We start from the raw sequence: 15,827 nt of genomic DNA, 5'->3' as shown, positions 1-15,827 counted from the left end.
GCATTTAGTAATAAACTGCGCCACATATTACAGAATCTGCAAGCGGCTCTGTATACTGGTATGACTAGGTTTTCGTTAATTTTTTGTAATTGAAGTTATACTTATGTTTCATGCCCGATTTTGAGCATCCGAACTATGATAAAAAAAGCGCTGCCATAGACGCTTAAGGAAACAGCAAAATGGCCTTGAAAGATGCAATGCCTTCAGTATTACTTGAAAATGTAATCAGTTTGATTCATGCCAAAGTACCCAATTCTCAAGCCAAGCAAGTTGAGCAATTTGCGACTAGCTTATATGCTCACATGTCGAAAGACGACTTGAATGACCGTAACGATAGTGATTTATACGGTGCAATTTTAAGCCTCTGGAATGCTTTAAATAAGACTCCATCAGGTGAACCTCACTTGAGAGTTTTTAATCCTAGTCAATCGAAGCATGGTTGGCATTCAGCTCACTCCATCATTGAAATTATTCTACCTGATATGCCATTTCTGGTTGATTCAGTAGGTATGATTTTAAATCGTATGGGCATCACTGCTCATATGATGCTTCACACGCCTTTGGCAATAGAAAGAGGTGAAGAAGTTGTCAGCAGTATTTCTGCGATCACAGGCGAAGAAAAAGAATCAGAAAAAATCGCCGTCTTCCTTGTTGAAATCGATCGTCAGAGTGACGTTGCTGAGATGAAATCTCTCACAAAAGAGATTGAGTCAGTAATTATTGATGTTGCTGCTGCTGTTAATGATTGGGAAGCGATGTCAGGAAAGCTCGCTGAAGTTGTGACTGAATTACCAGAACGTCCATACCCTGGTGATAAAGATTCACGCGCAGAAGCGGTTAAGTTCCTTGATTATCTGAATAATCATCATTTCACATTATTAGGTTATCGCCGTTATGATCTTAAACGTGTCGAAGGTGATATGGAGTTAGTTCCAGATTTAGATTCAAGTTTGGGCTTGATGAATAAACCTGGCGCTTCGAAACCTGAGCGCCGTTTGATGCTTTCATCATTCTCAGAAACTGCACGTAAAGAAGCACTTGATAGCAGTCTATTGATTCTGACAAAGAGTAATAGCAAGAGTCGAGTTCACCGTCCAGCTTACATCGATTATGTAGGTGTTAAGCGCTTTAACGATGCCGGTAAAGTTATCGGTGAAGATCGTTTTATTGGTTTATATGCATCAAACGTTTACAACCGAAGTGCCCGTGAAATTCCGTTATTAGCTGATAAAGTTAAGCGCGTTATGAAGCGTTCAGGTTTTGTACCACGTTCACATGATTACAAAAACTTACTGAATATACTTGAAAACCTGCCACGTGATGAGCTTATTCAAGCGAAGGAAGAAGAACTTGCCTCTGTTGCTCAAGGTGTTCTTGATATGCAAGATCGCGACAAACTTAAATTGTTTGTCCGTAAAGATGGATATGGCCGTTTCTTATCTTGCATGGTTTATGTTTCAAAGGATCGTTATAACACCAAACTTCGTGAAGATACTCAACGCATTCTTGCTCAACACTTTAAGAGCAATGAAGATGTTGAATTCACAACTTATTTCTCTGAATCGACTCTTGCAAGAACACATTACATTGTGAAAGTTGAAAACAACAATATGGACGTCAATGTGCCAGCAATTGAAAATAACCTTATTGAAGCAGCACGCTCTTGGGAAGATAAGCTAAATTCAGCTCTTAGCGATGTATTAGGCGAAGAGAAAGGCAAAGCGTTAAGTAAGCGTTATCTTGGTGCATTCCATCCAAGTTACAAAGAAGACGTTTTACCAAGTTCTGCTGTCGTTGATTTACAACAGCTTGAAGCTTTAAATATCGACAATGAACTTGGAATGTTGTTCTATCAGCCACAAGAAGCGGCATTGAATGACAATAAAGTTCGCCTAAAGTTATTTCATAAAGATGAGCCAATCCATCTTTCAGACGTTCTTCCAATGCTGGAAAACTTTGGTCTTCGTGTTATTAACGAGCGTCCATATGAAGTTAAAACAACGGATGGTGCAACATACTGGATTCTTGACTTCTTAATGACGGTACAAGGTACAGTTGTTACTGAAGATTTAGCTGATAGCCAGGATCGTTTCCAAAATGCATTATCTCAAGTTTGGAAGAAAAAACTTGAAGATGACGGGTTTAACCGAATCGTTTTATCTTCCGGCTTAACTGGCCGTGAAGTATCTGTCATCCGTGCTTATGCGAAGTATATGCGCCAGATTGATGCAACATTCAGTCAATCATATATTGAAGAAACATTTACTCGTTATCCTTTCATTGCTGAATTGCTAGTGAAAATGTTTATCCGTAAGTTTAACCCAAAACTTAAGACTCGAACTTTAGATAAGTTTGTTGAACAAATTAACTTACGTTTAGATGAAGTCTCAAGCCTTGATGATGACAGAATTATTCGTCGTTACCTTGATTTGATTAACGCTACACTGCGTACTAACTTCTACCAGCAAAACGACAACGGCCAAGTCAAAGACTATATTTCATTCAAGTTCCAGCCAGACCTTATTCCTGAAATGCCTAAGCCGTTGCCGCATTATGAGATCTTTGTTTATTCGACCAGGATCGAAGGTGTGCATTTGCGCGGTGGTAAAGTTGCTCGTGGTGGTTTACGTTGGTCTGACCGTCGTGAAGATTTCAGAACTGAAGTTTTAGGCCTTGTAAAAGCGCAGCAAGTTAAGAACACAGTAATTGTTCCTGTAGGCGCTAAAGGTGGTTTTGTTTGTAAACAACTACCTACTGAAGGCGGACGTGATGCCTTCTTTGCTGAGGGACAAAACTGCTATCGTCTGTTTATCCGTGGCTTATTGGATATCACTGATAACATCTCTAACGGTGAAATTGTGCCTCCTGTTGATGTTGTCCGTCACGATGAAGATGATCCATATTTGGTTGTTGCTGCAGATAAAGGTACAGCAACATTCTCTGACATCGCTAATGAAATCTCAGAAGAGTATAACTTCTGGTTAGGTGATGCTTTTGCTTCTGGTGGTAGTAATGGTTATGACCATAAGAAGATGGGCATTACCGCTCGTGGTGCTTGGGAGTCAGTTAAGCGTCATTTCCGCGAAATTGGTGTTGATTGCCAAACTACGGACTTTACCTGTGTAGCTGTTGGTGACATGGCAGGGGACGTATTTGGTAATGGTATGTTGTTGTCTCGACATATTAGACTGAAAGCAGCATTTAATCATATGCACATCTTTATCGACCCTAACCCTGAAGCTGAAGCAAGTTATGTTGAGCGTGAACGCCTGTTTAGTTTACCTCGTTCATCTTGGGAAGATTATAATAGTAAGTTGATCTCTAAAGGTGGTGGTATCTTCTCTAGACATGCGAAGTCAATTTCGCTTTCTGCTGAAATGAAGAAGATGTTAGGTACTAGCAAGTCTAGTATGACACCGAATGAATTATTAAAAACCATTTTGCAAATGCCAGTTGATCTCGTTTGGAACGGTGGTATTGGTACTTACGTCAAAGCAACTACAGAAACGCACGCTGAAGTTGGAGATCGTGCAAACGATGCTATCCGTATTAATGGTGATGAAGTTCGTGCAAAAGTTATCGGTGAAGGTGGCAACTTAGGTTGTACTCAGCTTGGGCGTATTGAATACGCTGCAAATGGCGGCCGCATGAACACTGACTTTGTGGATAACGTTGGTGGTGTTGATTGTTCAGATAATGAAGTAAATATTAAGATTTTACTTAATGCTCTTGTCACTGACGGTGAAATGACGGTTAAACAACGTAACTGTTTACTTGAAGAAATGACTGAAGAAGTAAGTCAAATTGTACTTCAAGACTGTCAAGATCAGACTCGCTCGATTTCTGTCACGCAAGTTCGTGGCGCAGAACAACTGAAAGAACAAATTCGCTTTATTCATCATCTAGAGAAGGAAGGTAAGTTAGATAGAGCGCTTGAATTCTTACCAAACGAAGATGAGTTGGCTGATCGACTGGCAAAAGGCAAAGTCTTAACTCGTCCAGAGCTATCCGTTATTGTTGCTTATGCAAAAATGGTATTGAAAGAACAGCTAGTAACCCCTCAAATTACTGAAGATGAGTTACTAAGTAAGCTGCTTATTTCTTACTTCCCGCAGAAATTACAACAACAGTACAGTGCTCAAATGGCTTCACATCCATTGCGTGGTGAAATCATTGCTACTTCGTTAGCTAATGAATTAGTCAATAATATGGGCTTGAATTTTGTTCAACGAATGCAAGATGAAACAGGTGCATCAGTTGCTGAAATTGGTATTTGCTACACAATTGCACGTGAAGTATTCGGCTTAGGTGATTTAATCAAGCAAATTGATGAGCTAAACTTTAGTGTTGCAGCTGTCGTTCAAAGTGAGATGCTCCATGAGATTCGCCGTAGTATGCGTCGTGCGATCCGCTGGTTGTTACGTCACAGAAACCGCAGTAATAGTATTGAACAAACAGTAAGCTTCTTTAAGCCAGTAGTTGAAGATTTAAAATCCAATATCAACAACTATATGGTAGAAGCCGAAGTTCAAGAGCTAGCTGGCGATGTTGATTCACTTATTGAAGAAAATGTAATACCTGAAGTCGCTAAAGTAATTGCAAGCATGACCACTTTGTTCCCAGCATTGGACATTGCACAAATTACAGAAAATAGTGGTAAGCCTGTATCTTTAGTCGCTGAAACATACTTTAAGTTGGGTGCACGTTTAGAGCTGCACTGGTTCTTAGTTCAAATAACTGGACAACCAGTATCAAATCACTGGCAAGCATTAGCTAGAGCGGCTTATCGTGAAGAGCTTGATTGGCAACAACGTTCTTTAACTGGGACGATTTTGGCTGATTGTGAAGCTAAATGTGATGCAAGTGACATCATTACTAAGTGGATTGATGAACATCAAAACCTTCTAGAGCGTTGGAATCACATGTTAGGTGACTTCAAGAGCTCTCAAGGCCACGAGTTCGCTAAGTTTTCTGTAGCGCTTAGAGAACTGAATTTATTGGTTCTTCATTGCGAAGGCTCAAAATAAATAAAATAAGATAATATAAGCCCTGGCGATTTGCCGGGGCTTTTTTTGATAATAAAAAAGCAATAATAAAGGATCGAGAATGTTTTATAACATCGCTAAAAAGTTCATGTTTAACATGGATGCTGAGCAAGCGCATGATTTAGCTATCTCAAGTCTCAAAAAGACGGCCAATACGCCTTTTTCGTGCCTCTACAGCCATAATTTTGCCAAAGTTCCAGTGAACGTGATGGGTATTGATTTTCCTAATCCCGTTGGTCTCGCTGCAGGACTTGATAAAAATGGTGAAGCGATTGACGCTTTTCATTCAATGGGGTTTGGTTTTGTCGAAGTAGGTACTGTAACACCTAGGCCTCAACCTGGTAATGAAAAACCAAGGCTTTTTCGCATTGAAAAAGCTGAGGCTATTATTAATAGAATGGGTTTTAATAATCACGGAGTTGATTATTTAGTTAAAAATTTACAGGCAAAAAAATCAGATATTATTGTTGGCGTAAATATCGGTAAAAATAAAGATACGCCAGTTGAAAACGGAAAAGATGATTATTTGATCTGTATGGAAAAAGTATATCCTTATGCATCATATATTACGGTCAATATTTCTTCGCCTAATACACCTGATTTAAGATCGTTACAGTTTGGTGATCTATTAGATGATCTTTTAAGTTCATTAAAAACTAAACAAAAAGATCTTAATGAAAAATATAATAAATATGTACCGTTAGCTTTAAAAATTGCACCTGATTTGAATGATGATGAAGTTAAACAGATTGCAAACTCGTTATTAAAAAATAATTTTGATGGCGTTATTGCAACCAATACTACTTTAAGTAGAGAAGGCGTTAGCCATTTACCGAATGGCAATGAAGCCGGAGGCTTAAGTGGCAGGCCTGTGACTCAGGCATCAACCGTAATTATTCAAAAACTATCTGAAGCTTTAGATGGTACACTTCCTATTATCGGTGTAGGTGGTATATCAAGTGGTTCAGATGCAAAAGATAAAATGAATGCAGGTGCATCACTCGTTCAAATTTATACAGGTTTTATTTATAAAGGCCCTGACTTAATTAAAGATATTTTAAATGATTTAATTAAAAAATAGATCTAAATCTTTATTTGGATCACTTTAAATGATCGCAATTTTTGTTTTGATCAAATTATGATCTAAATATAAAATACGATCTTTATATATTTAATATATCAAATTATAATAAAGCTTTGAATTAGTGTAAAAAATAGTCTAATATATTTTCGACTGTCACCCAAAAGGTTATTGTTATGTTATTAATGCCAAAAAAGGACTGGCAATGGAAATATAATGATGCACATGGTGTATTAAGTCTATCGCTTGGTCCTGAATTAGAATTTTTGACGCCTTATGCAAAGAAACTGCTTATACCTGATGCATTAGGTGTTATGGAGTTTAGTGTTGAAAATGCTAAGTTTTATATTGATTTAATCGATAGACTACAAGATGTGCTCACTTGTACTGAAAGTGCGCTTGTGCAAATTGCACTTAATGCGACTGCTGCGCATTTCATGTTGAAGCCGCAAATGCCTAAATCTTGGTTTTTCGAATCGAGCCAAGTTTGTGTTTATAGTGAACAAGGAAAAGTGTTCGAATTAATATGTTCTCAAACAAGGCAAAAGTCGTTGGTTTTAGCAGTGGAGTCTACCTTACAAGCAACGCTTGTTATGGTTTTGTCAGCTGAAACTGAGCTTAATGATTCAAAAACACTTAAGCAGTTTGATACGATAAAAGTAATGCAAGATCGACTACACTCTTTAAAATCCAAGTCTCAGGCAGCAGCGTAATGATTCACTAAATGTTTATTTATGCTGCTTATTTCTTATATTTGTAACTATTCCTAGATTTTTCAACTTCTTCAGCAGTTAGTAATTGTTTTTATTTCTATTTTGATTCTGGTATTTCACAGTTGAATAATAGCTGTACTGGTTTGTCTTTATTAATCCGAATTAATCATTATTACCTCTACCTTGGTGTAGTATTCAAGTAATAGCGTGATTACGTTACATAAATATTAGTCTGATATACACGTTCAAATGTGCGTAAGAAGGAGGCACTTAGAGAAGCCGTCAGAAAAAGTTAATTGAAACAGGGAAGCATTCTAGCCGCAAATCTTTTGCCAACCCTTAGTGTCGAAGTTTTGATCGAATAGTAATTTAAAAGTTCAATATCAAATTTTCACCTACACTAAATCTACAACGCACTCTTGTTATGTAAAGTCAGTTTTAAATGCACAATACAAGATAAAGTGGGGTAGGTATGTCAGCAGAGCATCTGCCATCAGTTAGCAAAACTCGTTCATTTATGACCGTTTGTCTGATTGAGGTTTGGGAGCGCTTTGGTTTTATCGGAATGCAGTCAATCATCGTATATTATATGGTGCAGAGGCTTGGTTTTCCCGATTCAAAAGCGACTTTAGTTTGGAGTGCTGCAGCAGCTCTTATTTATGTCTCTCCGGCTTTTGGCGGTTGGATTGGAGATCAAATTTTAGGTACTAAACGTACTCTTCAATTGGGCAGCTTTGTTCTAATAATTGGTTACACAATGATGGCAATCCCATCTACAAATCACTGGCTTCTATATAGTGCTTTAGGCGTGATTGTTGTTGGTAACGGTTTGTTTAAACCCAATGCTGGCAATCTAGTTCGTAAAATTTACCATGGTGATAACTCTAAAATCGATAGTGCATTTACGATGTACTACATGTCAGTAAATGTTGGTTCGACAGTCACTATTCTTGTTACTCCTGTTATTAAAGAAATCTTGACCGCAAAGTATGGATCTGAGATTGGGTGGCATGGTGCTTTTGGCGTGTCTGTTATTGGTTTGCTCATTGGTATTGCTAACTACAATTTAATGAAAGGCACATTAAAGCAATATGGGTCCCGTGTTGAAGAGAAGCCAATTAATATTAAGCATTTAGTTGCTGTATTATTTGCGTGTGTTTTGACGGTTGGGATATCAGCAATTATTCTACAATATGAACAACTTGCAAAGTTTTTCGTATACTCTGCCTTTGTAATTGTAGCGATAATATTTTTGTATCTGATCTCTAAATCTAAGAAAGTCGAACGTCCAGGCCTTATCATTGCGCTGATTTTAACTTTACAAAGTGTATTTTTCTTCATCTTCTATCAGCAGTTATCTACATCACTTTCTTTATTCGCTTTAAGAAACGTAGATTGGAGTTTTAATGCCTTTGGGGTTCACCTATGGAACTGGCAGCCCGCGCAGTTTCAAGCACTGAATCCACTTTGGATTATGATTATGAGTCCAATTTTAGCATGGTTATATAACTGGACTCATAGGAACAAGGTGAATTTTACTATTGGAATAAAATTTTCACTTGGCTTTTTTGTTGTGGCTTTAGGGTTCTTTATTTTCTCTCAAGCAAATCTTTTTGCTTTAAATGGTAAAACATCTTCATGGGTAATGGTTTGGGGATATGGAGCCTATTCATTAGGGGAGCTATTGGTTTCAGGTTTGGGGTTAGCAATGATTGCACGCTTTGTACCTGAACGTATCTGTGGGTTTATGATGGGGGCATATTTTGTTTCATCAGGTAACTCACAATATCTAGGTGGGCTTGTTGCAAACTATGCCAGTGTGCCTCACGACATTACTGATCCAATCAAAACAATGGTCATTTACACTGATTTGTTTTATAAGCTAGGCTTTGCAGCATTAGGTTGCACATTGATCTCATTATTGGTTTTACCCAAGCTCAATCAACTAACGAGAGAGCATATACGTAACGAAGGGTAGATATTCAATCAATTATGGTTGCTTGTTTATAGGCAACCATATTTACTTTGCTAAAAGCCCTAGAGCTATTGCCGCACTAAAACTGAATAGCGTTCCTATCATCATGTATTCAGTTAATTTCATATCTTTACTTTTACTTAAGTCACCGAGCCTAAAAATTGTTTTTGCTGCGAGTAAAAAACCTATAGCAGTGAATTGATTTATTAAAATAAAGGTAATTATCAAGCACCTTTCTATGTAGCCTATCCATTTTCCTGCAGTTTGAAGTCCATGTAGATGATTATCAACTTGAGCGGAATACTTTTGTAGTCCAAGCGACATGAGAATCGAAATGGGCTTACATGCCAGTAAATAAGCAAGGAGTATGCTTATATTTTTAAATGAGTAAAGTTTATCTAAGGTTTCAAAAATAGCTTGTAGATTTTCAGGTTTCAACAGTAACCAACAGAATAATATGACAATAAAGTGTAATGATTGATCAATGATAAAGAACAGGTTATTACGAGGCTGATAACTTTTCCAAATATCAATTAGGTAATGTGATATGGCCATAAATACGGTTACAGAAATTACTTGTTTGAGAGTAAAATCTAAAACTGATAGGAAAACTAAGAATGCGATAAAATGCACAGTGATATGTTTAAGTAGAGCGGAAGAATGCACTTTATTCTTAAATCGGTCTTCAACCCACGAATCGGGTTGTAGGTAAAAGTCGCATACAGTATGAATTGCGATTAGAGCTAATAATAATTCCATTTTAAACTTAAGTATGATCGTCTAGTTGTATAAATTCCTTTATTAAATCTGCCCCTATTGCACTCAATCTATTACTGATGTTTTGTCTAGATGTATCTGTAATTTGGGCTAGCTCTTTATGTTCAGGAAATCTATTTTCTAAGTAAATTGTTAGTAACTCTACTTGCGATCTTGTTAGCTTTTCAAGTTGATGATTTATTAGTTTTATCAGTAATAAATAAGTATCGCTAGATTTAAAAGGGAAACTTATGAATAAATCACCTTTTTTTGTTTTACTGAGATTGCGGCCAGACGATACAAAGACTGGTCCCTGAGACGTTTGAGGGCCATCAGTAATGATGTCAGCGTGACCGTAAGCTAATGACATTGTACAGTCTTGGTTCCATGAGAATGCGAGTTTTAATTTTAGTTTTAGAAGTAAAGTTTCATATAAAGCCTGTTGTGGTTTTTTGAATATTAGCTGAAACTCATCCCCACGGTATATTGCAGATAACGTCTGGGTTGCCATTAAATTTTGAACAAAGTAATCCTGCAACCACGTAGTCACTTTTACTAAATTTTCTGGTTCTAATTTTGTTGAGTTGACTAAGTCAGCAGTTAACACAGCAATCATTTTCTGAGCTCCCATTAAAGATGGTTAGATAATAGTCAATAATTATTGATATGGCAATTAAAAAAGGTTGCTTAATAAAAAGCAATTTAATTTGATTGCTCTGCAATAGATGTATTTATTGACTCAGAAAATATGGATTGAAATGGAGTAGGGGGACAGTAACGACTTTACTCGGATTTTATAAAGTTATAATGATGGTTTTTGGAGAGATTTTAGAGTTTAAAATGAAATGGTTGCGGGAGCCGGATTTGAACCGACGACCTTCGGGTTATGAGCCCGACGAGCTACCAAACTGCTCCATCCCGCGTCCGGATGAGAAAGTTTTAATTGTATTCTAACAATCTTCTTTAATATAAGAGATATATAAAGAATTGGTTACGGAGGTTGAATTAAATCAATGACCTTCGCTGGCTTAGTGAGAGTTGAGCCCGATGAGTTTTCTTTCTAACTAAAAATGGTTGCGGGAGCTGGATTTGAACCAACGACCTTCGGGTTATGAGCCCGACGAGCTACCAAACTGCTCCATCCCGCGTCCGGATGAGAAAGTTTTAATTGTATTCTAACAATATTCTTTAACATGAAAATGTATAAAGAAATGGTTGCGGAGGTTGAATTAAATCAATGACCTTCGCTGGCTTAGTGAGAGTTGAGCCCGATGAGCTTTCTTTCTAACTAAAAATGGTTGCGGGAGCTGGATTTGAACCAACGACCTTCGGGTTATGAGCCCGACGAGCTACCAAACTGCTCCATCCCGCGTCCGGATGAGAATTTTTTAATTGTGTTCTAACAATATTCTTTAACATGAAAATGTATAAAGAAATGGTTGCGGGGGCCAGATTTGAACTGACGACCTTCGGGTTATGAGCCCGACGAGCTACCAAACTGCTCCACCCCGCGTTAGATATTGAATAATTATTTGGTTGCGGGAGCCGGATTTGAACCAACGACCTTCGGGTTATGAGCCCGACGAGCTACCAAACTGCTCCATCCCGCGTCCTAATAATATTCAACTGCTTTAATGACTTGGTTGCGGGAGCTGGATTTGAACCAACGACCTTCGGGTTATGAGCCCGACGAGCTACCAAACTGCTCCATCCCGCGTCCACCTTTAAAGCGGGGCGAACTATAGCCACATGGTTCATTCAATGCAAGCAGTATTTTGAAATTATGTTTCAGTCGCTTAAAATTGCGGCATAGCTGGCTCATGACTCCTTATATAGTAAAAATCCTTTACTACAGCTTTTTTAATTAATGGTTTTATCGATTAGTTTTTAGGTTTTAGGTGCTTATATCGGTATAATGCCGACCATTATTTTATTGTGCTGAAGTTACGCATGTTTGAATTTTTTGCTGCTGCCCCAAAGGGGTGTGAATATAGTCTTGCTAGAGAATTAGATAATCTAGGGGCTACTGAAATTAAAGAAAGTGTTGCAGGGGTTTATTTCTCCGGTTCATTGGAGATAGGTTACCGCATTACTTTATGGTCGCGTATAGCTAGTCGTATTGTATTGATCTTACAGAAAGCGACTTGTAATAATCCAGAAGAGTTATATGACACGGCTTATTGCATTGACTGGCCAAGTCACTTTTCAAACAGAAGTACTTTTAGTATTGATTTTCACGGTACCGGTGGTTTTATAAAAAATACACAGTTCGGTGCTTTAAAAATTAAAGATGCTGTTGTTGACCGTTTTAGGGATGATGATGAGCAACGTCCAGACGTTTCTCGTAGTCATGCTGACTTTCGCATCGATGCTCATTTCCGTCGTGGTAACTTAACGATAGGAATTAATTTCTCAGGCCCAGCACTTCATCAGCGTGGTTACCGTGATGCAACAGGTTCTGCGCCACTAAAAGAGAACCTTGCAGCAAATATGCTTGCACGTAGTGGTTGGACTGCAAACCAAACTGATTTGTTCGATCCTTTCTGTGGTAGTGGAACTGTTGTTATTGAAGCAGCAATGATTGCAGCTGACATTGCCCCAGCTCTTAAGCGCACCGAGTTTGGCTTTATGCATTGGCATCGACACGATGAAGCGTTATGGAAAGAGGTTTTCAACGAAGCGGAAGCTAGAGCAAGCATTGGTAAAACACGTTGTGAGCAAAAATTCTTTGGGACTGACATTGAGCCACGTTTAGTATCGATTGCAACGAATAATGCCAAACGTGCAGGAGTTGACCAGTTAATCAGTTTCGATACAGCCGATGCGACTCAAGTACTGCCTCCTGTAGTTACGGGGACAATTGTTAGCAACCCGCCTTATGGTGAGCGTTTAGGTAAGGTTACGAGTTTGTTGCAACTTTATTTTCGTCTTGGCGAGCACTTCAAAGCGAGTTTTGGCGGTTGGAAAATTTCGATGTTATGCAGTGAAATTGAATTACTTTCAGCACTCAAATTAAAAGCTGATAAGCAACTAAAGCTGTTTAATGGTGCTATCGAATGTGGTTTCAACACTTATACACTTCATGAAAAAAGCACTCGACGTGAAGTTACAACTCAAACGGCTGATCTGGCTAATGTAGCACCAGACTTTAGTAATAGAATTAAGAAAAACTTAAAACAAATACTGAAGTGGGCTAAAAAGGAAGAGTTAGATTGCTATCGTATTTATGATGCCGATATTCCTGAATACAATGTGGCAATCGATCGCTATGTCGACTATCTCGTTGTTCAAGAATATGCTGCACCTGCTGAAATGCCAGAGTCGGTTACAAAAAGACGAATCAGTGACATCTTGTTAGTATTGCCTGAACTTACTGGTGTTCATTCTGATAATATTGTTGTTAAAACTCGTTCAAGACAAAAGGGCACCAACCAGTATCAAAAGTTAAGACAGGAAAAAGTTGAATTAACCGCACATGAATATGGGGCGAAGTTCAAGCTTAACTTATCAGGTTATCTAGATACGGGGTTATTTTTGGACCACCGCCTGACGAGAAAACTGATTGGTGAGAAGTCTAGTGGTAAATCAGTATTAAACTTGTTTGCTTATACTGGGTCGGCGTCAGTTCATGCTGCATTAGGTGGAGCTCAATCCGTAACGACAGTTGATATGTCTAATACTTATTTAAATTGGGCAAAAGAGAATTTTGATTTAAATGGATTAGTAGGGCGTAAGTATCAATTTGTTCAAGCGGATTGTTTGACTTGGATTGAAGAGCAAAATACACAATACGATTTGATTTTTATTGACCCACCAACCTTTTCAAATTCTAAAAGAATGGAAGAGTCTTTTGATGTTGAGCGAGATCATGCCAGCATGCTTATTACATTAGCTAAATTAATGAGTAAAGAAGGTGAGATCATTTTCTCTAACAACAAGCGCAAGTTCAAAATTGACAATAAAAATCTAGAGAAAGCTGGATTGGTAGTACATAACCTTGATGCTAAATTACTGCCTCTTGATTTTAAACGTAACCCACAAATTCATAACGTTTGGTCAGTAAAGCATGCATAAACCTGAGATGGAGTTAGTGCTGTTTCACACAGATGGCTGCCATTTGTGTGAAGTGGCAGAGGCACAATTGAAAGAGCTCAGTTTACCGTTTGTCATGAAAGATATATGTGACGACGAAACATTGGCTGAACTATATGGGATCCGCATCCCGGTATTAATGAACAACTCAAATAGCAAAGAATTAGGATGGCCATTTGATGTTGAAGATATTTCAAAGTTTTTAGGAGCGTAACTTGAGTCTAGTAAGAATTAATAATGGCTCATTAGCCTTCGGATATATTCCATTACTTAAAAATGCTGACTTCACGATTGAGCCTGGCGAGCGTGTTTGTATCGTGGGACGTAATGGTGCAGGCAAATCAACACTATTAAAGATATTAGCTGGCGACATTCTACTTGATGATGGCGAGTTTAATATCGCTGCGGATGTGAAAGTTAGCCGTTTACAGCAAGATCCACCTAAATCAGCAGAAGGCAAAGTCTATGCTTATATTGCCGGTGGATTAGCTGAAATTGGGGATATGCTTGAAGAATATCATGAATTGTCTCTGACAGTTGCTACAGCTGAAGGTGAAGAAATGGAGAAGTTGCTGAATAAAATGCAACGTCTACAAGAACACCTCGATCACAATAATGGATGGCAGCTTGAATCTCGTATTACTCAAATGTGCCAATTACTGGGTTTAGATGCAGACAAACCGTTATCTGAATTATCAGGTGGTTGGCAACGAAAAGTTGCTCTTGCAAGAGCATTGGTCAGTGAGCCTGATTTATTATTACTTGATGAGCCTACTAACCACTTAGACATCGATACTATCGAATGGTTAGAGCAGTTCTTGTTGAATTATAAAGGTGCTATTGTCTTTATCAGCCATGACCGTGGTTTTATCCATCGTATTGCTACTCGTATTGTTGATCTTGATCGCGGTGTGGCAACCAATTGGCCTGGCAGTTACCATCAATACCTTGAAGGTAAAGCTGAATGGTTAAGAGTCGAAGAAGAGCAAAATGCTCACTTTGATAAAAAGCTAGCAGAAGAAGAAGTGTGGATACGGCAAGGGATCAAAGCACGTCGTACACGTAATGAAGGTCGTGTTCGTGCATTAAAGGCGTTAAGACAAGAACGTAGCCAACGAATTAATCGTCAAGGCAATGTAAATATGGCCGTGGCAGATGCAGAGCGTTCTGGAAAGCTGGTTTTTGAAGTTAAGAATCTGGACTTTAGCATTCCTGTAAAAAGTTTAGTTAAGAACTTTTCCACTTCAATTATGCGTGGGGATAGTATTGCTTTAATTGGCCCAAATGGGTGTGGCAAGTCAACACTTATCAAATTACTTTTGGAGCAATTAGAACCTCAGTCAGGCAGTGTGAGAGTAGGGACTAAGCTACAAGTAGCTTACTTCGATCAATATCGTGAAGCCCTTGACCCTGAAAAAACGGTTGAGGAAAATGTCGGAGATGGAAAACAAACTGTTACCATTAATGGCAATGATAGACACATTTTGAGTTATCTTCAGGACTTCTTGTTTTCACCAGCTCGTGCGCGAACACCTGTTAAGGCATTAAGCGGTGGTGAAAAGAATCGATTACTACTTGCTAAGCTATTGTTACGTCCAGCAAACTTAATTGTTTTGGATGAACCAACGAATGACCTTGATATTGAGACCTTAGAATTGTTAGAGTCTTTATTATCAGAATATACAGCGACATTGTTAATTGTTTCTCATGATAGAGAGTTCATTGATAATACAGTGACAAGTAGTTGGTGGTTTGCTGGTAATGGTCATTGGCAAGAATACGTTGGTGGTTACCAAGATGCTGTTTCTCAAGGTGCAAAATTCTATCGCGAGGAACTTGAGCAAGAACCTGTTGTCAATAACAAAGCTGAATTGCAAAAGCATAAAGCAGAAGAGGCTAAAAAGCCTGCTAAGAAGTTAAGTTATAAACTTCAAAAAGAATTACAAGATTTACCAGCTAAAATGGATAACCTTGAAAAAGAAATCGAGAAGTTACAAGCATTGGTTAATGCTGGTGATTTTTATAGCCAAGAACAAAATATTGTCAACGAGAAATTAAGTTTATTGGCAGAGAAAGAACAACAACTAGAAGTTTACTTTGAACGTTGGGAAGAGTTAGAGTCCCAGAAGTAGGTTGGTCAGAGTAACTGAATTAAACAGGAAGAA

At 38.2% G+C, this 15,827-nt stretch carries 9 protein-coding genes and 6 tRNA genes; 7 read left to right on the top strand and 8 right to left on the bottom strand.

Features of this window, described 5'->3' with window-relative positions:
• Positions 1–179 precede the first annotated feature (179 nt).
• The 4 genes from JQC92_RS07685 (at position 180) to JQC92_RS07670 (ending at position 8,817) form a co-directional block, all read left to right on the top strand.
• Positions 180–5,027 carry an NAD-glutamate dehydrogenase gene (locus JQC92_RS07685; RefSeq protein ID WP_204999101.1) on the top strand — a complete coding sequence of 1,616 codons (4,848 nt, stop codon included), beginning with the start codon at positions 180–182 and terminating at the stop codon, positions 5,025–5,027.
• 79 nt (positions 5,028–5,106) lie between these two features.
• Positions 5,107–6,126, top strand: a complete 1,020-nt coding sequence (gene pyrD / locus JQC92_RS07680) for a quinone-dependent dihydroorotate dehydrogenase (RefSeq protein WP_204999100.1) — start codon at positions 5,107–5,109, stop codon at positions 6,124–6,126.
• A gap of 176 nt (positions 6,127–6,302) precedes the next feature.
• The gene (locus JQC92_RS07675; protein ID WP_204999099.1) at positions 6,303–6,839 is read left to right on the top strand and encodes a cell division protein ZapC; all 537 of its coding nucleotides are present in this window, start codon (positions 6,303–6,305) and stop codon (positions 6,837–6,839) included.
• 472 nt (positions 6,840–7,311) lie between these two features.
• Positions 7,312–8,817 (top strand): peptide MFS transporter, encoded by a 1,506-nt coding sequence (locus JQC92_RS07670; RefSeq protein WP_239480460.1) that lies wholly within the window; start codon positions 7,312–7,314, stop codon positions 8,815–8,817.
• A gap of 42 nt (positions 8,818–8,859) precedes the next feature.
• Here the strand turns inward: JQC92_RS07670 and JQC92_RS07665 are convergent, their stop codons facing one another.
• The 8 genes from JQC92_RS07665 to JQC92_RS07630 form a co-directional block, all read right to left on the bottom strand.
• Positions 8,860–9,573 (bottom strand): DUF3307 domain-containing protein, encoded by a 714-nt coding sequence (locus JQC92_RS07665; RefSeq protein ID WP_204999098.1) that lies wholly within the window; start codon positions 9,571–9,573, stop codon positions 8,860–8,862.
• A 7-nt stretch (positions 9,574–9,580) separates the two neighbouring features.
• Positions 9,581–10,186: a hypothetical protein gene (locus tag JQC92_RS07660; RefSeq protein ID WP_204999097.1), complete on the bottom strand. Its 606-nt coding sequence runs from the start codon at positions 10,184–10,186 to the stop codon at positions 9,581–9,583.
• Between the two features lie 230 nt (positions 10,187–10,416).
• Positions 10,417–10,493: transfer RNA gene (locus JQC92_RS07655), tRNA-Met, on the bottom strand.
• Positions 10,494–10,641: 148 nt separating this feature from the next.
• Positions 10,642–10,718, bottom strand: a tRNA-Met gene (locus JQC92_RS07650).
• A gap of 147 nt (positions 10,719–10,865) precedes the next feature.
• Positions 10,866–10,942: transfer RNA gene (locus JQC92_RS07645), tRNA-Met, on the bottom strand.
• Between the two features lie 64 nt (positions 10,943–11,006).
• Positions 11,007–11,083: transfer RNA gene (locus JQC92_RS07640), tRNA-Met, on the bottom strand.
• A 20-nt stretch (positions 11,084–11,103) separates the two neighbouring features.
• Positions 11,104–11,180 (bottom strand) — tRNA-Met (locus tag JQC92_RS07635).
• Positions 11,181–11,210: 30 nt separating this feature from the next.
• A tRNA-Met gene (locus JQC92_RS07630) sits at positions 11,211–11,287 on the bottom strand.
• A gap of 233 nt (positions 11,288–11,520) precedes the next feature.
• Here JQC92_RS07630 and rlmKL point away from each other — a divergent pair.
• The 3 genes from rlmKL to JQC92_RS07615 are packed head-to-tail and all read left to right on the top strand — an operon-like array spanning position 11,521 to position 15,794.
• Positions 11,521–13,644 carry a bifunctional 23S rRNA (guanine(2069)-N(7))-methyltransferase RlmK/23S rRNA (guanine(2445)-N(2))-methyltransferase RlmL gene (gene rlmKL / locus JQC92_RS07625; RefSeq protein ID WP_204999096.1) on the top strand — a complete coding sequence of 708 codons (2,124 nt, stop codon included), beginning with the start codon at positions 11,521–11,523 and terminating at the stop codon, positions 13,642–13,644.
• Positions 13,637–13,876: a glutaredoxin family protein gene (locus tag JQC92_RS07620; protein ID WP_204999095.1), complete on the top strand. Its 240-nt coding sequence runs from the start codon at positions 13,637–13,639 to the stop codon at positions 13,874–13,876. Before rlmKL ends, JQC92_RS07620 begins: the two co-directional genes overlap by 8 nt.
• Position 13,877: 1 nt before the next feature.
• Positions 13,878–15,794 (top strand): ABC transporter ATP-binding protein, encoded by a 1,917-nt coding sequence (locus JQC92_RS07615; RefSeq protein WP_204999094.1) that lies wholly within the window; start codon positions 13,878–13,880, stop codon positions 15,792–15,794.
• Positions 15,795–15,827: the final 33 nt, after the last annotated feature.

Source organism: Parashewanella hymeniacidonis (genome assembly GCF_016900895.1).
Classification (GTDB): domain Bacteria; phylum Pseudomonadota; class Gammaproteobacteria; order Enterobacterales; family Shewanellaceae; genus Parashewanella; species Parashewanella hymeniacidonis.
This window is presented reverse-complemented; position numbering and strand designations above follow the sequence as displayed.

Excerpts from the sequence above, each read along its gene's own strand:
- JQC92_RS07665 (WP_204999098.1), bottom strand. The coding sequence starts at position 9,573 with ATGGAATTATTATTAGCTCTAATCGCAATTCATACTGTATGCGACTTT.
- JQC92_RS07620 (WP_204999095.1), top strand. The coding sequence starts at position 13,637 with ATGCATAAACCTGAGATGGAGTTAGTGCTGTTTCACACAGATGGCTGC.
- JQC92_RS07660 (WP_204999097.1), bottom strand. The coding sequence starts at position 10,186 with ATGATTGCTGTGTTAACTGCTGACTTAGTCAACTCAACAAAATTAGAA.
- rlmKL (WP_204999096.1), top strand. The coding sequence starts at position 11,521 with ATGTTTGAATTTTTTGCTGCTGCCCCAAAGGGGTGTGAATATAGTCTT.
- JQC92_RS07685 (WP_204999101.1), top strand. The coding sequence starts at position 180 with ATGGCCTTGAAAGATGCAATGCCTTCAGTATTACTTGAAAATGTAATC.
- pyrD (WP_204999100.1), top strand. The coding sequence starts at position 5,107 with ATGTTTTATAACATCGCTAAAAAGTTCATGTTTAACATGGATGCTGAG.
- JQC92_RS07675 (WP_204999099.1), top strand. The coding sequence starts at position 6,303 with ATGTTATTAATGCCAAAAAAGGACTGGCAATGGAAATATAATGATGCA.
- JQC92_RS07670 (WP_239480460.1), top strand. The coding sequence starts at position 7,312 with ATGTCAGCAGAGCATCTGCCATCAGTTAGCAAAACTCGTTCATTTATG.